The organism is Paenibacillus sp. FSL L8-0708, assembly GCF_038009325.1.
Lineage (GTDB): Bacteria > Bacillota > Bacilli > Paenibacillales > Paenibacillaceae > Paenibacillus_AQ > Paenibacillus_AQ odorifer.
The window spans coordinates 110,466-133,270 of sequence record NZ_JBBPBC010000002.1 but is presented as its reverse complement, the minus strand read 5'-3'; the positions used below and the strand labels follow the sequence as shown (position 1 = coordinate 133,270).

Below are 22,805 nucleotides of genomic sequence, written 5' to 3'. Positions count from 1 at the left end.
AATCAAACCACGTTTCTTAGTTGAGGTGTATACGTTTTGTATACCGCCATTTTTCTAAGCTGGATTTCTTCGATATTCAGTACAATGGCGATCCACATTTGACCTATCCATTTGGATCTATACCGGTTCGTATGATTTTTGCGTAACGACCCCTTTCTGGACCGTCAGCTAAAATATTTACAATATCGGATGCCTGTATCTGGATCTTCTTTTCCATACGAATCAAATATCCCCTTTACGCTTTGTTGATAAGTAGCGGAAGTAATCTTGATCAATTAAATAATGTTAGTTGGCTGATAAGGCGTCGCTCATAAACTGTTCAAAGGTTTTATCTGCTTCAAACAAAACTTGTAGAATTGTGTGGCCATCTACTAGTTCGAATTTACGGAGTGCCCACATCAGCGTTACCTGTTTTGATCGAATCTCTTCTGTTACAAAGCGTAGAAGCCTCTCATAGGAATTATTCTTTATATTTGTAGGAGCGGGATCACTGAAAACATATGTACTAAGCGATGTACCATTTTTTTGGTCATGGTCGCGAAGACAGTTGCAGAATACGGCATTATAGATCCCAATGGCAATTTGATTGGCCATCATATCCAGGTCGTATTGCTCAATATTAGGATATTTACGTAGATGCTTAATCAAATCGTTTATTTCTGGATAATGGGAATGCATTCTTCTTAACTCTTCAAATATTTCTATTCGAAAGGTTAACGACTGTAGCTCGGATTTTTCAGACACTTCGCCATGTTCATCTAAAAAAAACAAAATGCAGGTGAGATGTCCGTTGTCCATTTTTTTGAGTATGCATTTACCAATATCACTCTCATTGATTTTTACAATGTACATGATGCCTATTTCCATCTCTGAATAGGAGATATTCTCTATCGGGACAATACAAGTCCCTTCCTGTAAGTTCTTAATAAACATATATTTACTGGTAATCATTTTTATAGCCTCCATTAGAACTCCCCCTATCTGCACGGGAAGAGTTGATTTAACCCCGTGCAGTGGGGATGTTCGTATAGAGAAATCTATTAGCCTGTTTTCTGAATACTCCCAAACTGGATTTGCTGGTACATTGCTTTCGCGAGTGCTGAAGCAACTGGGAAAGCAACGCAGTTACCAACACATCGATACTGTGCAGAAAGTGGAACGTCTGCAGGGAGTGTAAAACTGTCCGGAAATCCGGATAGCCGCAGCGCTTCACGTACTGTGATACGGCGATTTTCAGAAGGGTGCAAAAACTCCCTTCCGTCTTTAGCAATATGTGCCGTAATCGTTGGGCTTGGCTTATCCCATTCTAGTCTTCGCATCCCGCGGTGTTGATTTCGTGGATGCTGAATTACGTCAAATAACCGCTCAGGTGTCGGACTTTCCCATGTGGCCGTATGATTGGGGGTAATCCCTAGAACTCGTTCTCTCGCCCCTATAGTTTCTGCAGTAGGCAGATCACCAATCGCTTGTCGAACAGTTCTCTTCACGTATGAAGGAGTTGGAAAACTAAAATGGAACCCCAAATCCTTTCTAATACCAGCGACAAACACGCGGTTTCTCTCTTGCGCTACACCGAAATGCGCAGCATTTAGGAGCGCCCAGGTAACGTTAAATCCCATGTCCTTATAATTATCAATTAGATGGTAAAAGGATTGGGAGTGTCTTGTCAGTAAGCCCTCTACATTTTCAAACAGAAAAAAATCGGGCATCATTCTTCGGATTATTTCTTGATAAACTATTGCTAATTTTCCGTGATCCCCTTCAATTCCACGATTGACTCCAGCAGAGCTGAAATCGATGCAACTGGGTCCTCCAATAAATCCGTTAGACTTCGGAATAATGCTTAGTGGCACCTTTGTAATATCTCCTACTCGAATATGCCTACCAATGTTTTCTTCGTAACAGTGTGCAGCGTGTGGATTGAATTCATTCGCCCATTGAATGTCGAACAATTCATTAAATCCTAAATCAAGTCCACCCATACCAGAGAAAAACGAAGTAATTGTCGGTTTTCTAGAACATTGCATTTGTTAGCCCTCAATTCGCTGTGAAGCTCACAGCTACGAGAGGACAACCGATATGAGAAATGCTGGGCCATTATCTCCTCACTTGCAAGAAGGGGTTCCTAAGCCCTAACCCCTTCGCTAGAGACGGTTTTATGAGGTACATTAAAGAACCGGTAACGCCCAAGTTTACTTACTGTGGCAGGGGCGTAGCGTATCCCTCAACCCTTTTAGGGAAATGCAAGACGTTTTCGTTCCTTTTTAGCTTCTCTCTGCAAAGAAAACCAGGAATCCTCACGGTATTTATCACGATCATCTTCCGCACATCGAAATTCATTACGAAAGCAATCAGGAGTACCGTAATATTTGCAATCCTGGCAAACCGATTTGGTGAATCGCTCTACTTCACGACAGAAAAGAAGAAATGTGCGGTTTAGCGGTATGTTGCCTATCAGCTCTCGGTTGTTAATTTTGTGAGAAAACTCAGTTGACGAGAAGGCAAGAACCTCCGTTACTCCAGAGCAGTTCTCATAGGATTGCTCGAGTGCCACTGATAATTTTCTACCATCTACATATCCTTTGTTATATAGGTCTGTTTTTAACCTTCCATTCAAAGGAATGAAAACATACCCTGCAGAGCTATGAATCATTTCTTGCAACTTGTATTTCTTTTTTCCTGTACTGTTCACATGAACAGGAACCGGCTTGGGTTTTGACAATAATTTTATCCCTCCTATTTTGGCACAAAAAAAGGAGACGCAAAAAAGATATACATTAACTTGTATATCTCTATGGTCTCCATGATCTGAACCTTATGTATGAGCTGCAGTTGCAGCATACTCCTTCCCTGCAAAATAAAAAGATCGCAAGGGAAAATTAATTAAATCGTATTGGAACAATTATATCGTTATCTCTATCATCTGGGAAGTCTAAGCTTATTCTTTTGTCCGTTCTTCTTTTCCGTGAACTATAGAGATATTATGTACTTCATTTATTTACCATATGAATGTCGCTATAATTTTTTTGAAAAAAATAAGAATAATTAGTTGTTTTTAATAAGCCGATTTTACCCTTTATAATGAGAGGCAATAACAGAGTAAGTGAGATTGGGAATATCTTATGCTCTCTGATTCCCTTAGTGCCCTCATTAAAACTAAAGGAGGATTTACAATGTCAGAACATCAACAATCCGTAGTAAATAGTGTTGCTCCTGGTCCGTTTGTCCGTTCAACAGAAAGCATTTATTTTACCAAAGATCAAATTAATGCCATGATTGAAAGTAGCGTGGGTCAAAGCGTATCTGGGCTTGGCTGGGCTATTGCGTCCTTTGGCTATGGTCGTATTAAACAAATTCTTGCAGCTAAACTTCCGCCTCAAGTTGCTTCGCTATTATCTTTAGCAGTAGTTGTTGTGAGTGCTGTGAAATTGGTTGAACAGATTGCTAACTACACTGAGGAAAACAGACTATCTGAAATTCTGCATACCTTGGTTGATAATTCAGGAACATTCGGAAGAATCAAGGTTACCGTTACTACTTGGGAAAAGTTAGTAGTTAATCCTACTAACAGCTACTGGACCTACTACACCACTACTTCCTATGAAGCTGTAGGATATTAATTAAAAGAAAAAGCGTCGTGCAGTTAGCTGCACGACGCTTTTTCTTTACCTCAAGATTAAAAATATTTCTTTGGTTTTATTATGTGTATTTTTGTACTGAATTTAGGAAATGGGAGGGAATTAAACATAGAGTAGGATATCTGACAAGATATAAAGGGTTTAAATGGTGGAAAGTTAATAACCCTCCTACTTGGATCCTCCCTCATCCTGGTTTCTCAAACTCATTTTAAGCTGGATTACTTCAGCATAAGTGACCGCAATCTGTACAATAAAAAAGAAAATTTGATTGAACAGGCCCATTGATGAATATAGAATTACAAAAAACGTGATTAAACCAGTCAAAAGTGCTAAGAGAGATAATGTAAAGTTTAAGGAACGTTTTTGCGTTGAGATATTTGAACACTGAAGAAAGAGAGCTTGAGCCAAGATACAGTTCATAAACAACCAAAAATGTGACCATATTAGTGAATTTAAATAATCACCAAATATGTTTATAAGTAAAATTGAAATCAATAGAACAATCAAAGAAAATCGGTCTTTTTTGCTGATCAACAATAAGACCCCCTTTCTGATGAATTTGATCTATATTTAATTTTAACATTATTTTGGAATTAATGATACAAACCTGGGTATTCATCCATTTTCAAGTTAAAGTACATTGTTAGCCTACAAAAGGGCGCATCAGAAGCCATTTATGAACAGTAACCCATAAGATAAACACTTAAAGAAAGTGAGTATCTTATGGGTTACTGTTCAAGATTCGGCTATCGGGGGTGCCCCTTTTTAATTATGAATGTTCATATCCAGTAAATTAATCATGAAAGTGATTATATTTCTTGATTTTTATAAAGCTTCAATTTTGACAGGAACAACTTCAGACTGAATTTTTATTTTTCTTTGTCTTGTTGTTTAATGGATTGGATTGCTAGTGTAAGTTGGTTTAATGAGCTATCTAACTTGTCTATTTTCTCCCCCATATTTTGCAACACGTAGCGAACTAGAATAAAACATAATGTTACTGGAAATCCAACATTTGTGACCAGTGAAATTATATCAGTTACCTCCATATTTTAACCTCTCCCTCCTTTTACGCTTCTATCTAATAAGGAAATTAATGACTCGAATTCACAACCATTCCATTCAAAAAAATGGTATAATAAGAACAAATGTTCCTGTTTTGGTTGTTAAAAACATCCTGTTTTTTCCCTATAGATATAACAGTCATAAAAGGAGAGATTCTATTATGGAAATGCAGCCAACTGTCTACGAACGTTATAAAACAGAAATATATCGAATTGGATGGAGATTACAGTATCAAGCAAAAAAAATCAGAAACCGTGAAAGCTCACTTTACGACAGTGATTATTCTAGCTCCAGTTTCACATCTTCTTCTGAAGATAAAATGTTGATTCAACAGCTTATGAATACCTTGCCCCCGCAGGGAAAGGTAATTATATATAAACTTTATATTCAAGATCTGACCGAATCTGAAGTAGCAAACGAACTTAAAATCAGTCAACAGGCGGTGAATAAATGGAAAAGAAAGATGATACAGAAATTATCCCAGATGGTGAGTTCTTAGAGTTAGTTCGTGCAGCTAAGAAAAAGGATCCAGATGCAATGCTACGACTCATTCAACTCTATAAAGAAGATATTGTAAAATTAAGCAAGTTCATTCATTTACCACAAGAAGACGCTGTTTCTCAAATCGTTCTTGAATTTTTGGAATGTATACTTCGTAATGAAGTGTCAGAAAACAATGGAAATATAGACTAAAACATAGTTTGCTTTAACTGATTTCGACATTCACTAACAATCAAAATATGGTAAATGTTATGATGACTCTCAACCATTGTGTAAAGAAATAATCTATTCTTCCAATCACTTGAATCAGCTCTAAAAATAAAGTTTGAATAACTGATGAAAGTAATTTCTGCTGGAAATGCTGCTCCCATCAAAAAAACCTTGAAAGGCATAAAGCCAATCAAGGTTTTGTTATTTAAGGGGGTCACTATGCCTTCTATCGTCACCCATGATTCTATCAATAATATGCTCCGCTTCCCAAACAGCTGCAATTTCTAAACCTTCGCATTCTAGCTTAGTAGCCTTGCTCATCTCTCCCTTATAATAAATTGAATATTCACCAGACAATATATCTATTACACACGCAGGAGGTGGCCATGTTTCCTCTTCATTAGAAAATGGCCGATTCTCAATAACCGGCCATTGACCGGATTTTAATATATCATCGTAGACACCTACAATAAATAGATAATTTTCTTTGGATTATCATTTTAAACGTTTTTAAACATTTACAATACACGCTCCCTTTCATTGAAACTTTGTATTCTTGAAACAAAGTCACTCTGTCTTCCGACTATCCCGATAGGTAGTATCTTTTATAAATGAACATGCCAGAAATTTCATGTTACTGTAAAATCTCTACTACCGTTTCTGTATGACTAAGTTCATTCACTTTCTCAAGGTGAATATACCTAGAAATGCCATCTTTTTCAAAGCGGTTCTTGCATGTAATCTCGATCGTTCACTCGTACTGAGTATTTCTATTGACGATAATGATTGTACCGCTATGTTTAGGGCTTTTTCTTTTTCTTCTAAGAGTGTTAAACAGCAGCCTATGATATGAGTACTTTCATCATATACTCTGCGTTTTTCACATAACTTTAGGTATTTTTTTGCTATTTCAATCTCGCTTAGTTCATTCATGAGATTTCTCCTTAAGGTTGCCACTATCGCTAGTTGATTCGGTCGGATCGAGGGATCCAACCCCCTTAGCCCACTTAGCAAAATCCATCGCCCATACACCGGTTGTTGATTTGCTGGTCGGCTTGTTTTTGTACATCACCATCCCTCCAACTCCGACAACGTAGCGGCTTCTTTTACTACCATTGTTGAACCACTTTTCTCCGTTTGCGATGTGTAATAGGAACTCTTCGATCTTCATTTTCTTCATCCTCTCACTTTTATGTGTTCTTCGGTTTGCAAAACTACTTTCTATGTCCCTGTAGCACCTATCCACAAATATACAATTAAGCATCAGATATCAATAGTAGTATATTAATATTGTAATATATTAATATACTACTATTGATATCTGATTTAGAAAATACAATATTTATAGATTTATAGAAACTTCCTAAGTTTTATAGTAATAAACCCTACGCATAGAAAAACCCTCAGGAATTCCTGAGGGTTTTTCTTATAGATTTGCTTTGCCTTTCTACCCTACTCGTTCGCAAGAAAAACTCAACCGAGAGGTTGTAATTCGTTCTCTTATATTGCCTATACAAGTGAGGGGGACAAATTCTCCTAACGTCCAGCCTTGCAGTACAGTTTGTGTAACGTTCTACTCGTTGTGAGGGATACACACAAGTAGAGAATATCCCAACAAGCTGAAAAATGATGAAAAGAGGGATTTATATAACTTGTAATCAAACACCTAAAACTATCGTTAGTTTCCCAAAACCACCTGCAACACCGGCTCCCGTTGGTTTAACAGGCTCGCAATCAGCTGTAGGGACTCGTTTTCTTATTTCGGACAATCCAGAGACGATCAACTCCACTACTACCACATTTACGAACGGCTTCGCTACATTGTGGAGCGATACTTCCACTGGTAACTCCACTGTACGTTACAGAGCTTTCTTGTGGCATTATAATAACACAGGTGCTTCAATTAAAGTAGGGATCACATTGGGGAATGCTGGTGCTTCTTCCTACTCGATTCATAACTTGAATAACGCTATTCAGGTAGTTCCTATTGGTCAGATTTCGTCGCTTGGAATCTGTGCTGCTGCTGCTTTGGTAGGAGGGACTATGGATAGTATTGCACCAACTAATTCTTCCGTAGCAGCGGGTCAAATTGGTGTTGTAAAAGAATGGACGGTAGGAAACGGGGAGATTGTAGGTGGTGTCATTGAATTTTCCATCAGTAACACCGTTGCTAACGTTGCCATGAATTACAGAGTCCGTACCGTAGCAGCAAATAGCGTAAGTGCAAATCTAAGTCAAAACCAAACGGCGGTTGTTAATTACTATACCAATCCGGCAAATAATTCCACGCATCCCCGCGGTTCATGGGGCTTTGCCGATATTGCGAGCTCAGTTAGTTATAAAGCTGGAAGCGGATGGGCATATTACAACGCTAGTAACGGCAATCTAGATAACCTAATGACAGCAAGTAATTCGTATAAAATTTCTGGCGCTCCAGCATCTCAGGGACCAGCAGACAGTGATAAAGGACATTATGGAGTCAAATACAATCTTACTGTCACTCTTAGTAATGATACTGGCTCTGAAAAGAAAGTTAAGATTTATGTTGGTGCTCGTGGTACAGAATATTATGCAGGTGCAGTTAAGTGGAGCGGTGATGGTGTGACTTACAAAATCCCTGCGCTTAAATCCTACTTGGATACTTCAGGAACTAATCAAGAAGGGGTTGAGGTAGTAACGGTAACGGTCGCACCTGGAGCCGTAATCACTCGTATAATTACTTTATCAACTGCGGGAGCAGCATCTACCCCGGCACTTATTGCTTTTCAGACTTTGTAATTAATGAACAAAACAAAGAAGCCCTTCTTAGGAGGGCTTCTTTGTTTTTTATTAATCAAATATTCGGTGACTTTATATAGTTATTGAGGGTGAAAATCTGAGAACCCTGAGATTAGTACCCTCGACCCCTTGCTGACACTATCGACCTTCCATACACCATTCGTAAATACGAGATTGATCGTACGATCCTCGGCATATTGATCTTCTCCTGTTAGACCATTTGCCAATATAACCGATTGGGAAAGCGTGGCTGAAGTCTTGTTAATGTATACTGGCAACGAGGCAGGCGCTTCATAGGTACTAGCTGTATTCAAGCCTTTATTTTGAACGATAGACTTAATTAATTTATCTGTAAAGTACGGTTTGAAGTAGGAACTAATATTTTTAATTGAAGAGACATCAGCTGCTTGATTTAATTTATCGGAAAGTAGTTTTAACCGTGAATCCATAATTTTCTGTTTATCAGGGATTTGAACAGACGGCTGCTCCATGTTGACAACGAGTCCCTTACCGCCCAATGTCAGTGTCGCCTGCTTAGACTGTTGGTTCCATAAGACATTCGCACCTAACGATTGCCCGACAAAGCGTAGCGGAACATAGGTTGTTCCTTTAATGACCTGCGTGGCAGTATCCAAATCAATATATTCCTGGTGCGGAATATCCGGATTATCTGTAGTCGGCGGTGATACAATAATTGCACGTTTGAAATTTGCAGCAAGCCAGATGGTCGAGTCGCCATTTTTAATCTTTACCTCTTTCTCCGCTTGAAACCATTCCACACTCGCGCCTAAATTTTCTGAAACAGCTCGTAACGGAATGAGAACTCGACCGTTATTAATCTGACCGTTGTTTATGGTCGTGGGTTTGGCTGTATCCGCCGCAAAGCTAAGCACCGGTATTGCTGGAAGCACAAGTAAAGCTGAGGCAAATAAGGAAATCGTCAATTTTTTCATCATAATAAAACCTCCCATAATAGATTCATCTTAACAATAGACGCTTTTCTCCCTTATTTTGTTTCATTTGTTTTATTACCCAAATTCTTATAGGGTTATCCAATATTTATACACTATTACTTGCAATCAATCCAGAGAACTTAATGAGCTATAATATCAATCTATAATTTTAAATTTGTTCTTGGTCAGATGCTTGCGAGTATCTCTCTTATTTTTTGTTTTTTTTCAGATTATTTAATAGTTCATTTCTTTTTTCTTTTCTCTCATTCATTATCTCTGCTTGTGTACGATCGATAATTTTGGTTGCTTTTTTTTGGAATGTAATAAGCTTCCCCTTTTTATTCATACTATTACTTCCCTTCAATTAGAGATTCATAGTATGTATTCTTCTCAAGTTTCATAGTTATAAACCTATGCACAAAAAAACCCCCGGGAACTCCCGAGGGTTTTTCTTATAGTTATGCTCTAAGCAATACCTTCTCAGCTTTCTCTTCCGTAACGGCTACTCTTTCACCAAGTTGCTTTAACATTTCGTTACGCAGCTGACGCCGTTTATTCAAAATTTCTTCCTGAGATTTATCCTCTACCTTAATTGGCCTGTTCTGCAGCATCTTGGGTAGCCTCCTTTTTTGAGATCATGTTTTTGTGTAGTATCAGACAAAAAGCATGAATAAGTCTTCTAATTTGTCTTGACTCTATTATATCATTGGAAATTACTAGAGACAAGGCGCGCTTGTCTGACTCATCAAAGTGGAAGCACCACACCCAACGTTCATTATTCAGCATCTTCATTGAGAAAGCGACGACTACTTTTCCTGGATATGGGTAGCTAATGAATGAATCGTTAGATTTTGCTTTCGCTGCAGACACAGCTGCATATTCGAATTCCTGGAAAACAGATAAATCTATCTCACTCACACTTCCTCCAGAAGTGCCTTTGTCGAGAATTTTTGTTAGTTTATTTTCCTTTACGGCATAAATAGTAAATGGAGAGACGAATCTTAGATCATCAAAATCAAGAATGCCATTGGTTAATCGATATATGTTGGTGTTGACTGCTTTAAGTAAATTAACCAAATAGGAAATACTATTTTCTGAATTATCTATATCTTCAGCAAGCCCATCTACTGATCTTTCTAACTCTTCTATTCGATCTCTTAACTCCTGGATGGTTTCCTCCAATACTTCCTCCCTACCTATAGAATATTGCAGTACTGACTCAATACTGCCGTCTTTAATAGGGACGAGTAATGTATTGAAAGCATCGTATAGACCATTAAAAGTGAAGTGATCCTTTTGAATAAAAGTATTCCAAACAGCATATTCCACAGGACGTCTGGCCTTCAAAGCTTCAACGTGGAATTCAGGCGACCCTAGGGTTGCCATCTTGTCTATGTATCGTTTTACATAAAAAAAGTAATAGATAACAAATAGCAAGACTACACTGCCTAGAATAATAGACCATAATGGTAAATGCTTATACCAACCTGTCAAAATGACTATTGCTTGTCCTAAAAGAGGTAGTGAGCTCCATTTTATCGCTGAAACTATTTTAGCATGTTTAAAATATCCTAACACTTGTTTAATAGGACCTTTCCAAGCAATGCCTACCCATTTTTCGTTTTTCTGCTGTCTCATCTTTTTTATGATTGGATCGAAAGTTCCTTTTATTTCATCAATATAGCTATGATAGTTTTTCATTATGTCAGATTGGTCCATGAAATATTTCCCTCCCCTTTCATTACTATTCCACAATTGTGGCGGAGATCCTTCCTTAAACTACTTACTTTCAAATGTCATTAACAACAGGAAAATCAAATGACAACTGATCCATGGATTCAGGTTTATAATTCATAAAAACATATTCTTTCTCTATTCTTCGGGTTTGTCCTAGTTCAGCCTTGGCTACTGTGCCTACCTTTGATTCGAATGTCTCACAATGCCAATCCTTATAAAGATCTAGAATTAACGGATCGCCATAATACGTGACCATGCATTTGCCTTGAATATTATGAAGCATTGTAGCAAGTTCCACATGTTCATCAAAAGCGAATTTGTAATAGTGCTCACGGTGAACATATGGAGGATCGACAAATAGGAAAGTACCCGGAGAATCATATCGCTGTATCATATTTTTATAGTCAAGGCATTCAATCATGACTCGACTAAACCGCTCTTCAAAAGCTTCGAGTTTTGCCAAAGAGTTTTGAAAATCACTAGCGGTGTTCTTAATCTTTCCAGATCGCCATCCACTTTTAATACCGTTTGCGGGTATTATGCAGTTTCGGAGTAAATAGTACCACCTAACTGCTCGTTCAAGAGAATCTTTAGGAAGCTCCTCACGTTGCCATTTTTCGAAAAGGTAGCGGCTTGTCGGTAAAGTAGATAATGAACTTATCAACTCATCCCGTCTCTCTCTCAGAGTTAGAAGAAAATTGATCAGATCATGATCCTTATCATTAAAAACCTCTACCTTACTTCTTCTTTTAGCCACAGTCATGTGACCTCCGCCTCCAAAAACATCCGCCCAGCAGTGGTGTTCAGGAATTAAAGGAACCAAGTCACGAGACAGAAAATGCTTTCCTCCAAACCACCTAATTACACTACTTACGCTATTTTCATCAACATAATTTGTCGTCATATCCATCTCTCCTGTTTCCGATATCGTATTTAGTCGATATGGAAATAGGCAGGACTCTATCTGTCCTCTCACGCATTCTCGAACGATTTGCGTAAGTGCTACATATCCCAATTGGGAGCTCGCTGAAGGGGGCTACAATGAACCTCAATACGGTTTATTCCGTACCTTCGTCGCACCTGATATTAGAGAGTATGGAATCGCATTTTTAACATTTCATTCATATGAAACACCATTCCTTATTTGATAAGTGCGATTTGTGTCCGGAGTAACGCTGCACTAATTTTATTTTCACTCTGCAGTACATAGCTCTGTTTGATCAGACACAACGTAAATTTTGCTAGGCACTTACCATATTTGTTTTTAATACTCTCAAAGTTGGAATCTGCATGGAGTTCCGCAAGTGAACCTTTTGCCTGTAGAAAGGATGCGAGCTCACCGTTTTGGTCTTCTTCTTGAAGCAACTGTTCCATTTCTCCTAAGGCATTTTTAACGTCTTTCCGCTTCTGGTTGTAATTTCCGAGGAGCTCCTTTAGTTCTTCTAGATTTCGCTCGATGCCGTAAAGATGAGCGTTATTACTAAAACTAGTAATAACCTCACTAGCTTCTTGGGGAGTCTGCAACCGAATCATTGAAGTGATCTGCCATTTCTCACGTTGAATTTCCTTGAGTTTTCGCTTGTTCAGCTCCTCCTCAATTAAATCACCGTAATAATTTGGTTTACTTCCAAGTGGTATTCCAGATCCATATACGCGATAAGAAACGTTATACTCATCAAGCAGTTGCTTAAGCGGATCTGAGAAGGTTCGACCTGCATGAATTTCTACAAAAGGCAATGATTCCATACGGAGAATCAGATTCATGACCTTATGGGCTAACTCAATCGCTTCATTTTTTCGTGGATGATATTTTTGCTTAGGATACGGCTCGACTAATTCCTTATAGCCAATAACTCGCTGCTCATAATGACTCAAAAAGAAGATGTCTTCATGAGGAAAGTCACGGATTTCCATGTACTTGATGACTGAATTAACCCATCGACTTTGCGTTCCTTGGAAGAACTTGTGAGCCGGCATAGCTTCATCTGGTCTTGCTGAAGATTCTGTTATAAAAGCAATTCTTCGCATTATTCCACCTCAAGTCTAATTTTTATTTCTCTGATTAATGCTTAGGGGTAATGTATACACCCATTTCTCCAGGATTAAATCCTCGGGATACAGTCTAATACATTGGCCACAATCATTCACCTAATCGCGTCTCAAGTAAAACTCCTTCATTCCCGAAGCAATCACATACTTGAATCATCGCAGGATGTACTTCACCACAGCTTGAGCAAACAGGTTCTTTGCAGGCTATTTCGAAGTGATCATTTAAAGGATTTTCGCTGGTATGACGCCATGTTTGTTCTTTTTTACAGCAAGCTGTTAAAAGGCTCATCCTAATTCCTCCTCTTTTTTTGGGCATAAAAAAGGAGACAAAAAAAAAGAATATACGTGTCCCGTATACCTTTTTGTCTCCATAATTTAAACCCTATTTTATTTCTGCTATGCAGAAGTCCCCTTCTCTGCATGAATTATAGTTCTGCAGAGAAAATAAATGTGTTTCGTAATAGATCTAGTATATTATCTCTTAGGTAATTTGGAAAGAAAAAGAAGGTGAACTGAATGTAGTTATGTGTTCTTGACCTCTATTTTCCGTACCTTGCGGAATGCCCCAAAAAATGATTTACTAGTTAGTAAGCAGTAAGCAGTAAGCAGTAAGCAGTAAGCAGTAAGCAGTAAGCAGTAAGCAGTAAGCAGTAAGCAGTAAGCAGTAAGCAGTAAGCAGTAAGCAGTAAGCAGTAAGCAGTAAGCAGTAAGCAATTGCCAATCAAAAATCAAATATGCTAAATAATTCGGAAGCACCGATAAATTCTTAAACCATGAGCAATCACGTTCATGGTTTAGAATCTATCGGTGCTTTTTTATTTAATTTAAGGAGGTATATACAAGAGCTTCTGCTTACAGTGCTGCCAGATATTAATAAATGAATAAATCAAAGGAGAGGATTAATGAATGATAGATAGTACACTAATGTCAATAATATTGAGAGTAATTGTTGGTGGTTCAATGATGTTTGCAAATCGGAGTATATATCATTTATATGCTCAGGATTTTTTACACAAGTCACCTTGGCAAATTCTTCATTATGTCATATTTTTTATACTTATGTGTTTCTCTGGTTCCTTATCCCTTATGCAACTTGGAAAGGAAATAGTGCGGGATCTTTATCGAGTTTGGAAAAGACGGTAATTATATTGGGAATTTTTATGTTTTATAAATTACACACTTATTTTAATTAAATTGGCGTACCTTCGTTTAGCAACTCCAGCTGTTAGCAGAATAAAGAATTAGACTGAACCTAGTAAAATTGAAACAGCGACAGCCAAGGACAAGAAAATAAAGTCCTAGACTGTCGCTGTTTTATTGAACTAACGTGTCCCGTTAGCTTAACAACAAACTCCTTGTGCTAATCAATTAAATGGTTTGCATAATTGAATCTTTGCAAATAATCACTTATTACACTTTGATCCTGATGCCACCATAACATTGGATAATTATTGTTCTTTACAAACCCTAACTTAGTCGCTAACCGGATCGATCGTTGATTACCTGCGTCACAATTATAATTCGGCACTAATTTATGGTTCAAACAATGTTCGATAAAAGCTGTACCCGTATATGTTGCAAATCCTTGATTCCGGTAATTCTCCACGGTTACAATATCGAGATCTGCGTACCCTCTACCAACAAAAAAAGAATTGCAAACACTAGCAAAATGATCATCCTTCAGAACGCAATAACCAAACCCTCGATCCACAAACTGTTGCGCTGAACTCCATAACGAGTCATACGAAGAGTCCATTTCTTTCTTATATTTATCGAACAGCGTGTCATCCATTCGTTCCATTACAAATTGTTCTGGCAATGCGTTGAGGTTTGTTAGAAGCAGGAATCTCGATAGATCGAATGTAAAAGAAGATCGGTGTAATAATACCGTCTTTCCCGCTAATCTTTCGCTAATTTGAAATAATAGTTCTGGTGTTGATGCATAAAGATCGTAATAATTTAAATGGTTTTGATCATTTAGCAAAAAAACAACTACATCATTCTTGAAGCATTCATTGTCTCCACTCCCGGCCAAAAAATATTGTCCATATGAATTGATAATAAGAGTGCAGGTAGGATTTACATTGGAATCAACAAACACTTTTCCAGATTGATTTTGGTCAATAACGGAATATGCGAACACGGGTTCATACGCTAGATTTTTCAGCAGTGGCATAACATTAGCGTACTCTTCTATAGATAATTCTATCATATCATCAACTCCCTCTAGCTAAGGTATTTGATACAACTAATTATTTGTGTAAAAAAATTTTATCAACTATAAATAGTCGTAAGACGCTAAGAACTCTTGGGCATAAGCAGTTAAGAGTAGAATCCTATTGGTTTATTTTAACATATGTATGGAGGTAAAGTATGAATATAACTAAACTATCCTGCCCGTTCGTATTATGAGGTCACCAGATCTTTCTGGTCGACCTTTTTTTTGTATGGTCGTAAGATAGCGGTAGCCGGGGATCGAACGTTTCTGCCCGTGGGACTTGGATCCCGAGAGCTATTCTGTTCATCCCCCCTACTTGTTCAACCATGGTTAGGCTGGTTGGGACGTTGATCCCGTATCACATGCGATAGTGTGGAAGACAAGAAGGTTAGGGGTTGCCGGTGAAAATACTACAGGAGTGATGTCATGAATCCAGTCATTGGTTTGGATGTGTCCAAGGGAGAGAGCCATGCACAAGCTTTTTTAGACCGTGGAGTACCTCATGGGAAGATCTTTAAATTTAATCATGATCTAGAGGGATTATCGTCTTTTCTTAATTATGTTAGAGCAGTGGAATCAGCTGCTGGGGTGAGCCCTTGCATTGTAATGGAGGCAACAGGTCATTATCATAGCCCTGTTGTTCAGTTTCTGGATGAGCACCAGTATCTATACATCGTCATTAATCCGTTAATCTCATATGAGGCCAAAAAAACTAATTTAAGACGGGTCAAGACGGATGCTGCTGATGCCTATCAACTTGGGGCACTGTTCTATAAAGAAGAGTTTGAACCCATCAAAAAACGGGGTCAGCATCTCATGAATTTACGCTATCTAACACGACAGTATGAATCCCTAACGGGTATGTATGTTCAAGCAAAACTACAATTCCAGGCCATTCTGGATCAAGTTTTTCCCGAATACCATGGCGTGTTTGGTGACCTTTATTCGAAAGTTTCACTTCGATTTCTAGCCTTACACCCGACGTCTAAAGAAGTCCTGGGTATGACTGTGGAAGAGATTACAACAACAATCCAACGTCTTACTGGACGCGGAAGATCCGTCTCATGGTGTTTGGAACGCGCTCAAATCCTAGCGGCTGCAGCAAGGCGAAATCCCTTTAAGGAGACGGCTTTTCCAAGTCATTTGATCTCCATGCAGCTGCTCATCAAATTACTTCTTCAATACCAGGACCATCTATCAGACCTTGATAAATCGATAGAGACCCTGGCTGAAGAGTTACTTGAATATGATTTAATCCAATCGATACCCGGTATCGGCACGAAAATTGCTGCAACAATTTTGGCTGAGATTGGAGAAATCGATCGGTTCGATCACGCAAAGAAGCTGGTGGCCTTTGCTGGTGTTGATCCCAGTGTATTTGCTTCAGGTAAGTTTGTGGCAACCCAAAATCGAATCACGAAACATGGCTCGAGAAGGCTTCGTACAGCCCTGTATCAAGCTGTGCGCTGTGGTATTCGTAGTAATAGAAACAAGAAATTAAGAGCTTACTACGATAAAAAGCGTGCGGAAGGAAAGCTGTTCAAAGTAGCGGTAATTGCTTGTGTAAACAAACTCATCCACTGGATTTTTGCCATCTTAACTTCAAAAGAAGCATTTCGTCTAGAATGAGCAGCATGAAATAGAAAAAGATGAAATATATTCCTGTGCCGAAGGGGACGGTTATTTGTCATATCTTTTTTTAAGTATACCACTTCAGGAATCGGCCATTAATAATTAAATATTGACAAGCTATTAGCTGGAATAGCGTAATGGGACGTTACCAGTCTAATACTTTATTTTCTTAGTCTATAACTTTATTTTTCAGTCTAATACTTTATTTTCTTTTAACACCTAGACTGCTGGCTTTATTGAACTAACTGGATACGTTAGCTCAATGTACAACTGACCCAAAATGAGAAACTTGAAAAACAGAAATAAGACCGATCAAAGGATCGGTCTTATTAAGTATTTAAATTCAAAGTCTTGCAGTATCGTCTTTATAGAACGCTTCATTCAATTCATTATGCTGCATTTATTTTATACAGCAGCACATCATTTATAACGAGCGCATATTTACAAATAGCCATCTGTGGTGTTTTCCCAGCCCCAATATATATATCTTCATAGTAGATACTCCAAAAGAGTCCAGCTCCAGAACCGCAAGGTACAAGCCTAGTCTTATCTGCGATAAGGGTATACTCAAACACTTGCAAGGCATGATTCATGTCTTGGGAAGGTTTGAATGAGCCCCTACAATAATGCTCGTGAGATAAAAATGCCGGCACCTCAAACGTATGTGGCTCCCATCCCATTACTTCTGTAGTAATGACGTGATCTCGCTCTTCCGAAGTCATCTTATCAAATCTGAGGATCTGAGGATCTGCGGCTCACAGAGAAGTCTGGAATTCCTTAGATCCTCCTTAGTTATTTTTTTCAGATATTTAGAGCGTGCCAATTCATATGCTTCAATTTGTTTCTGAATATTAGTGTCCATAATTTTGTCAATCGGACCACCCTTCATAACATTCTTTGCATAAGCCATTAGTCGAATCTTCTCCCAATGAACCCTGACACCAATTACAAAACTTAATTTTTTTCTCTTGAAACTGTATTTGCGTGGTTTTTTTCTTCTTAAATTTCATTAATAGGCTTATCAAAATCAAGCACGCTCCTGTTTTCTGTAAATTCTATCGTTTAACCATCTACGCAAAAGATGGTTCCGTATTTAAGATCTCCTGTTTTTGTTTCGATTTTTCCCCGCTTCCGCCGCATAAAAAACAGATGCCGTTCTTAATATGAAGGTATCGAGTTCTACCCGAACCTTTGCATCGTTCACACGGCTCTGCATCAAGAGAAGCGGTACGCACCATTTGAATACTATTCTTCTTCTTCTGGCTAATTGAGCTGAACGTACTCGAAGTAGGTTTCATGATAGGAAACGGCGTAGACCGCACTATGTTTTTCTGAGTTTTTGATGTCAGTTTCACGGCACTCTCCACCACGACCTCTGGATCATAAGCTGGTTTCCCAGCATACTGAAGTGCAGCTCTTCTTGTCTCAATTCTCACAACCACTTCTTGTCCGGCTGCTTCTTTACAGAGCAAACCCCATGCTAACCCTTCATAAGTTCTCAGAAACATCGCTTGCGTTACTTCAGTGTCCCAAAACCAAACTTGCTGGCTTTTTACGCATGTATACCGGCGATAGTACCATCCGCCTTCTTCTGATCCTCCAAATGCCCGAGTGACAGTATAGACGTTCACCCAAGGGATAAGTCCGAAAAAGGTAGGTGGGCGGAGCATAGGTAACGACTGTCCTGAAGATGCCTCCTGATAGGACTCTGAGTTCTTCTCTATGCGTTTTTCGCTAGATTTGCAGACTTGCTGCATCTTTAGTCATTAATCTCTGCTGAAAGAGGATCTGCAGGTTCTTTAAGCCCCTTTGAATACGTAATGCACTCTGATAACTCCACCGCTTCACAGCTGGAATGGTTTTGTTTATTCGTGCACTAGATAAACAAATGCCGGCTTCTTCTGACTTCATATTTTTAAGGTCTGTAGATGGATCGGCTGGTTTAATTGGATAATGAACAGTAAGGCTAGAGAAGATGAATGACTGCAAACGATTCAGGGAGCGGGAGCAGAACTTAATTAGCCGCTCCTTTTCCGAAAATATTCGTCTCACGATCACTCTCAAAAGTCCTTCTGACTTTGCTATGTCCGCTTCTACAGCAGCCATCGCTTCCATATCCTCTATATAGCTAAGAAGATCCATTTGTTCGTATTGAGTCATATTTAATCCTCCTCGGGCTCCATAATAGTAATAATTGCTTCTAAGTTATCTCCAGGACCAATGATCCTCGTGTAAGTCTGCTCAAAGATTTAAGTTTATCCAATGATAGCCAAAATCAGGGCTACTACTTTCCGGAAGGAAAATCTAATCAATTCTTCATTTTAGGAGGTAATGGTATTTCCTATTTCGAAATAGTTGGTAATCACAGCGAAGAACTCTGGACTTCAAAAATCGATACTTCTACTAAATCATCGAGCAAACTATTCTTCTTACCATATAAAATAATTAATCAGGACGGAAAGTTGCCCACTTTTAACAGTAGAGTTGTTTATTATCATCTCATGCTTCCAATTATGGAAGCATCATATGGTTTTATAGAAACGAATGGTCAATCCACATCATTAGGACAAAAGGAGATTCAACTGAATCAATTTTTTGAAATTCCTGAAGAACATTAGTTGAATTCATCAATATAGTTCAATGCCAAGCAACGTTTCTTTTGCTTGGCTTTTTTGTCATCTTATTAATTAAATTTCCCACAAATTTTTTTTTTTGGCGGTTGTCTGAAAAAGTATTAATAGACTGTAATCTGATAACCTAATTTTATCCATATTTTTATTGCTTATGTATAGTTAAGACGCTGTATTACATAGCTGGGATTATCTTATTAATAATCCAAACCATTCTTTCCCTACTGGTTAAATTACTGAACAACAATGCAATTAGTGCCGTCTTCTTTTGATTAATAATCGGGTCGAACGATGCTGTCGCATAGAGAACTGCTGTAACCAACTTAAATTATTCAACTTATTCTTTTGCAGATTTAGTGAACTAGAAAGTTTCTTTTGCAAGAATTGCTTCAGTATTTGAATAATTGGTATAAACGACTAGGAGCGTTGAGTGCATTGCTTAAAAATTAAATTTTCTCGGTTGTATTCTAACCCTTTAAAACTCCTATTTTAGTGAAGGCAAGAATAGAAGGTTTGATTAGGGGTACTCAAATCTTCTCATTTTACCCCCTTGCCTAATAATTTATTTTAGAAAAGGAGTTTTTTAATATGGCAGTTAACTTTAACATTCGATTGGTAACATTTATCCCTCATGATAAAGTAGATTCTCCAGTACAGTATGGTTTACCCGCCTACGTTGTATCATTTAAAGGAGATAATCGAGGTTTTGACAAGAATACTGCAAACACCGAAAACTTTCGTACCGCACAGCAGATAAATGTACAATTTACGAATACTGGTGGAAGCTGGACCTCCTTTAAGAATATCGGAACAACTACTGCATATCACTTTAATAATACGACTTTAACCACAACGACTCACACTGCAAAAGCTTCTGATGCAGGTTTGACTGTCACGCGAACCGATGCAAGCTTGACAGGTAGTAGTAGCGATTACATGAAGTTTGTTTGCTCATGTAGTGTAGGCAATCCCTTCATTCCAAGTCCAGAAGTCTTTAACGGTAACATTGATTATGAATTTACTCTCTACGTTTATAAAAATGGCACCATCTCAATTCAGGGAAGCCACGATGGTTTCCCAGCTTACGAAGTATATGCTGAGGCCAATTCAGGCGGTTACCAAAATATCTATCTTTTCGATCCCCGTGATCACGGAAAAAATCAGCTCTCCTTGTTGCCGCCAATGGATGTTACAGGTGTATACAACTCTCGACAAATCTTATAATAAAAAAAGGCCTACATCTTGTACAAAATCATTAAGTTAAGATACAGGCCCTAAAACTAAAGAAAAGCGTAGGTTATCAAAAAGATAGCCTGCGCTTTTTTTGCACGTAACAATAAATAGAGCTTGACAAGAAGGTAGAAATGTATTCCGAAGCCCCTGAAAAATGAGGAGGCTACGCCAATGAATGAGTATGCGAATACTTTAAAAGAAACTCTAATATCACTAATGCGAGAAATGTCACCCACACCAGCACCTATGTCAAAAAGCCCAATAAAGATTTTACATGAACGAAGATGTTGCTCTTTGAGACGGTTAGGCAGTTTCTCATCTCCATGGGAGGTAACAGCATATATAATGAACTCTTGGATTCACAGGGTTACGATGTAAACACTGCAACGACTTCTGCTTTTATCCAGCAGAGAAATAAAAGTCTCCCGTCTGCTGTAGAGTCCTTGTTCCACGAATTTACAGTGTCTTATATGAATATCAAGCATGACTGAGGTGATCGATTACTCGCTATTGAGGGTTCTGATCTAAATATTGCTACCGACTTTGTGGATACGGACACTTATTTTCAATGTCGCTTAAACTAAAAAAGCATAAACTTTTACATTTGATTGCAGTATATGACTTATGCAACAGACTCTATGTAGATACCCTTGTTCAGCAACGACGGTTATGCAACGAGGGAAGAACGCTGGCCATGATGATTGATTGTTCCACGCTCAAAGGGAAAATCATGGGTTCACATGAAGATTTTTTTTAGCGAATATTCTATTCGCTTGTTTACTGTGCTCTTTTATGTATGTGCTCCCCGAAAAAAGCAAACGCCACTGGGCTTCTCCCCATGCCGTTTTGAATTCATGTTTAATTTAAGTCTTGTCTTTGAGTTATCTTAATGATATTGACATCTTGTAGGGCCATTTTTAAATTAATGAGTTTGAAGATTTTTTTTGAAGAACAGAAGATTATAAATAAAACCTAGAATAAACGCTGATGGCATGAAGAAGCACAACAATAACTGTCCTTCAGGGGACCATACATGTCCGGCAGTGAATAGTAAAGGGAATATAAGACCTACAATAACGGAAATTAAGGCAGTAAGAAGCCATTTAAATATATTATTTAATGATGTTTCATTGATTACATAAGCGCCTAAAAATATCGCAGGCACCATAATGAGTAAATACAAGCCGAAAAAAGAAATAACAAGTCCTCTATATTCACTTTCATGGATGGTTTGATTGAAAAAAACTTGACTTCCTTTCTGATAAAGCCAAGCTCCCACGCCATAGGCAAGAATGATGCCAATTCCTGCAAGTATATACTTTATTATTTTGATCAAGTGCTTCACCTCAATTAAAGTTTATAGATATTACATAAGACGTAAAAATTTGAGAAAAGTTTCTGTTTTCTTAATTTTAGTCTGCTTCAGGAACGAAGTGGCCGTCTTATTCTGAGGCGTATTCAAGCCATGTTTAAGAAAGCCAGCCGACACAAACTCTCCGTGGCGGTTTTCTTATGGTCAGAAATAAACAATAAGATTTAACATATCCTTATACAAATAGATAGTAATAAGACCGGTCAACTGAGTCTGATCGGTCTTATAAAGTATTTAATAATCTATGTCTGGCAGCTTATGCCGCATTAATTTTACACAGCAGCACATCATTAATAACGAGTGCATATTTACAAATAGCCATCTGAGGTGTTTTCCCAACCCCAATATAAATATCATCATAGTAGATACTCCAAAAGAGCCCAGCACCAGAACCGCAAGGAACTAGCCGAGTCTTATCTGCGATAAGGGTATACTCAAATACTTGCAGGGTATGATTCATGTCTTGAGAAGGTTTGAATGAACCCCTACAATAATGCACATGAGATAAAAATGCTGGCACCTCAAACGTATGTGGCTCCCATCCCATTACTTCTGCAGTAATAACATGATCTCGCTCTTCCGAAGTCATCTCATCAAATCTAAGGATCTGTGGCTCACAGAGAAGTCTGGAATTCCGCAAGTCTTCCTTATTTATATTTTTTAAGTACTTGGAGCGGGCTAACTCATACGCTTCTATTTGTTTTTGAATCTCAGTGTTCATATTTATTGACCCAACAAAGACCAGGGAATTAATCCTGGAGTCTGTCAGGTCACCTCCTCTTCTTTTAT

At 38.2% G+C, this 22,805-nt stretch carries 26 protein-coding genes; 6 read left to right on the top strand and 20 right to left on the bottom strand.

Features of this window, described 5'->3' with window-relative positions; genetic code table 11:
• Positions 1–285: 285 nt before the first annotated feature.
• The 3 genes from NYE58_RS36655 to NYE58_RS36645 form a co-directional block, all read right to left on the bottom strand.
• Positions 286–966 carry a hypothetical protein gene (locus NYE58_RS36655; protein WP_076179597.1) on the bottom strand — a complete coding sequence of 227 codons (681 nt, stop codon included), beginning with the start codon at positions 964–966 and terminating at the stop codon, positions 286–288.
• Between the two features lie 74 nt (positions 967–1,040).
• A complete protein-coding gene (locus NYE58_RS36650; protein ID WP_341004410.1) occupies positions 1,041–2,027 on the bottom strand; it encodes a DNA cytosine methyltransferase in 987 nt (328 codons plus the stop codon).
• A 206-nt stretch (positions 2,028–2,233) separates the two neighbouring features.
• A complete protein-coding gene (locus NYE58_RS36645) occupies positions 2,234–2,722 on the bottom strand; it encodes a hypothetical protein (protein WP_076179595.1) in 489 nt (162 codons plus the stop codon).
• Between the two features lie 451 nt (positions 2,723–3,173).
• Here NYE58_RS36645 and NYE58_RS36640 point away from each other — a divergent pair, with 451 nt between their 5' ends.
• Entirely contained in the window at positions 3,174–3,620 is a 447-nt protein-coding gene (locus NYE58_RS36640) for a hypothetical protein (RefSeq protein WP_076179594.1), read from the top strand.
• Positions 3,621–4,507: 887 nt separating this feature from the next.
• Here NYE58_RS36640 and NYE58_RS36635 read toward each other — a convergent pair.
• A complete protein-coding gene (locus NYE58_RS36635; protein WP_076179592.1) occupies positions 4,508–4,687 on the bottom strand; it encodes a hypothetical protein in 180 nt (59 codons plus the stop codon).
• Between the two features lie 176 nt (positions 4,688–4,863).
• Between NYE58_RS36635 and NYE58_RS36630 the strand changes: the two genes are divergently transcribed.
• Both NYE58_RS36630 and NYE58_RS36625 read left to right on the top strand, forming a co-directional pair.
• Positions 4,864–5,202, top strand: a complete 339-nt coding sequence (locus NYE58_RS36630; protein ID WP_256720308.1) for a sigma-70 family RNA polymerase sigma factor — start codon at positions 4,864–4,866, stop codon at positions 5,200–5,202.
• Positions 5,154–5,396, top strand: coding sequence for a helix-turn-helix domain-containing protein (locus NYE58_RS36625; protein ID WP_076179590.1), 243 nt, complete (start codon positions 5,154–5,156; stop codon positions 5,394–5,396). Before NYE58_RS36630 ends, NYE58_RS36625 begins: the two co-directional genes overlap by 49 nt.
• Here the strand turns inward: NYE58_RS36625 and NYE58_RS36620 are convergent.
• The 3 genes from NYE58_RS36620 to NYE58_RS36610 all read right to left on the bottom strand — a co-directional run bounded on the left by NYE58_RS36620 (position 5,393) and on the right by NYE58_RS36610 (position 6,585).
• Positions 5,393–5,665, bottom strand: coding sequence for a hypothetical protein (locus NYE58_RS36620; RefSeq protein ID WP_143766592.1), 273 nt, complete (start codon positions 5,663–5,665; stop codon positions 5,393–5,395). The genes NYE58_RS36625 and NYE58_RS36620 overlap by 4 nt on opposite strands.
• Positions 5,666–6,092: 427 nt before the next feature.
• A complete protein-coding gene (locus tag NYE58_RS36615) occupies positions 6,093–6,347 on the bottom strand; it encodes a hypothetical protein (protein WP_076179588.1) in 255 nt (84 codons plus the stop codon).
• Positions 6,340–6,585, bottom strand: coding sequence for a hypothetical protein (locus tag NYE58_RS36610; RefSeq protein WP_076179587.1), 246 nt, complete (start codon positions 6,583–6,585; stop codon positions 6,340–6,342). The genes NYE58_RS36615 and NYE58_RS36610 overlap by 8 nt, the downstream gene beginning before the upstream one ends.
• Positions 6,586–7,040: 455 nt before the next feature.
• Here NYE58_RS36610 and NYE58_RS36605 point away from each other — a divergent pair, with 455 nt between their 5' ends.
• Complete coding sequence (locus NYE58_RS36605) at positions 7,041–8,192, top strand: hypothetical protein (protein WP_341004409.1); 1,152 nt, start codon at positions 7,041–7,043, stop codon at positions 8,190–8,192.
• An 80-nt stretch (positions 8,193–8,272) separates the two neighbouring features.
• Here the strand turns inward: NYE58_RS36605 and NYE58_RS36600 are convergent, their stop codons facing one another.
• The 8 genes from NYE58_RS36600 to NYE58_RS36565 all read right to left on the bottom strand — a co-directional run bounded on the left by NYE58_RS36600 (position 8,273) and on the right by NYE58_RS36565 (position 15,143).
• Positions 8,273–9,148: a stalk domain-containing protein gene (locus NYE58_RS36600; RefSeq protein ID WP_076179585.1), complete on the bottom strand. Its 876-nt coding sequence runs from the start codon at positions 9,146–9,148 to the stop codon at positions 8,273–8,275.
• Between the two features lie 205 nt (positions 9,149–9,353).
• Positions 9,354–9,491, bottom strand: a complete 138-nt coding sequence (locus NYE58_RS36595; protein WP_179086929.1) for a hypothetical protein — start codon at positions 9,489–9,491, stop codon at positions 9,354–9,356.
• Positions 9,492–9,603: 112 nt separating this feature from the next.
• A complete protein-coding gene (locus NYE58_RS36590) occupies positions 9,604–9,756 on the bottom strand; it encodes a hypothetical protein (RefSeq protein ID WP_179086930.1) in 153 nt (50 codons plus the stop codon).
• Positions 9,734–10,864 (bottom strand): TMF family protein, encoded by a 1,131-nt coding sequence (locus NYE58_RS36585; protein ID WP_076179584.1) that lies wholly within the window; start codon positions 10,862–10,864, stop codon positions 9,734–9,736. Before NYE58_RS36585 ends, NYE58_RS36590 begins: the two co-directional genes overlap by 23 nt.
• A gap of 70 nt (positions 10,865–10,934) precedes the next feature.
• Positions 10,935–11,786: a DNA adenine methylase gene (locus NYE58_RS36580; protein WP_076179583.1), complete on the bottom strand. Its 852-nt coding sequence runs from the start codon at positions 11,784–11,786 to the stop codon at positions 10,935–10,937.
• Positions 11,787–12,022: 236 nt separating this feature from the next.
• Positions 12,023–12,910 (bottom strand): hypothetical protein, encoded by an 888-nt coding sequence (locus NYE58_RS36575; protein ID WP_076179582.1) that lies wholly within the window; start codon positions 12,908–12,910, stop codon positions 12,023–12,025.
• 112 nt (positions 12,911–13,022) lie between these two features.
• Positions 13,023–13,220 (bottom strand): hypothetical protein, encoded by a 198-nt coding sequence (locus NYE58_RS36570; RefSeq protein ID WP_076179581.1) that lies wholly within the window; start codon positions 13,218–13,220, stop codon positions 13,023–13,025.
• 1,071 nt (positions 13,221–14,291) lie between these two features.
• Positions 14,292–15,143 (bottom strand): GNAT family N-acetyltransferase, encoded by an 852-nt coding sequence (locus NYE58_RS36565; RefSeq protein ID WP_341004408.1) that lies wholly within the window; start codon positions 15,141–15,143, stop codon positions 14,292–14,294.
• Between the two features lie 432 nt (positions 15,144–15,575).
• Between NYE58_RS36565 and NYE58_RS36560 the strand changes: the two genes are divergently transcribed.
• Complete coding sequence (locus NYE58_RS36560) at positions 15,576–16,778, top strand: IS110 family transposase (protein ID WP_076121959.1); 1,203 nt, start codon at positions 15,576–15,578, stop codon at positions 16,776–16,778.
• A gap of 392 nt (positions 16,779–17,170) precedes the next feature.
• Here the strand turns inward: NYE58_RS36560 and NYE58_RS36555 are convergent, their stop codons facing one another.
• The 3 genes from NYE58_RS36555 to NYE58_RS36545 form a co-directional block, all read right to left on the bottom strand.
• Positions 17,171–17,503, bottom strand: a complete 333-nt coding sequence (locus NYE58_RS36555) for a BC1872 family protein (protein WP_341004407.1) — start codon at positions 17,501–17,503, stop codon at positions 17,171–17,173.
• A 348-nt stretch (positions 17,504–17,851) separates the two neighbouring features.
• Entirely contained in the window at positions 17,852–18,538 is a 687-nt protein-coding gene (locus NYE58_RS36550) for a hypothetical protein (RefSeq protein ID WP_341004406.1), read from the bottom strand.
• The gene (locus NYE58_RS36545; RefSeq protein ID WP_341004405.1) at positions 18,516–18,941 is read right to left on the bottom strand and encodes a hypothetical protein; all 426 of its coding nucleotides are present in this window, start codon (positions 18,939–18,941) and stop codon (positions 18,516–18,518) included. The genes NYE58_RS36550 and NYE58_RS36545 overlap by 23 nt, the downstream gene beginning before the upstream one ends.
• Positions 18,942–19,999: 1,058 nt before the next feature.
• Between NYE58_RS36545 and NYE58_RS36540 the strand changes: the two genes are divergently transcribed.
• Positions 20,000–20,635, top strand: coding sequence for a DUF3238 domain-containing protein (locus tag NYE58_RS36540; protein ID WP_341004404.1), 636 nt, complete (start codon positions 20,000–20,002; stop codon positions 20,633–20,635).
• A 931-nt stretch (positions 20,636–21,566) separates the two neighbouring features.
• Here NYE58_RS36540 and NYE58_RS36535 read toward each other — a convergent pair.
• Positions 21,567–21,980, bottom strand: coding sequence for a hypothetical protein (locus NYE58_RS36535; protein WP_341004402.1), 414 nt, complete (start codon positions 21,978–21,980; stop codon positions 21,567–21,569).
• Between the two features lie 292 nt (positions 21,981–22,272).
• Complete coding sequence (locus NYE58_RS36530) at positions 22,273–22,737, bottom strand: BC1872 family protein (protein ID WP_341004401.1); 465 nt, start codon at positions 22,735–22,737, stop codon at positions 22,273–22,275.
• Positions 22,738–22,805: the final 68 nt, after the last annotated feature.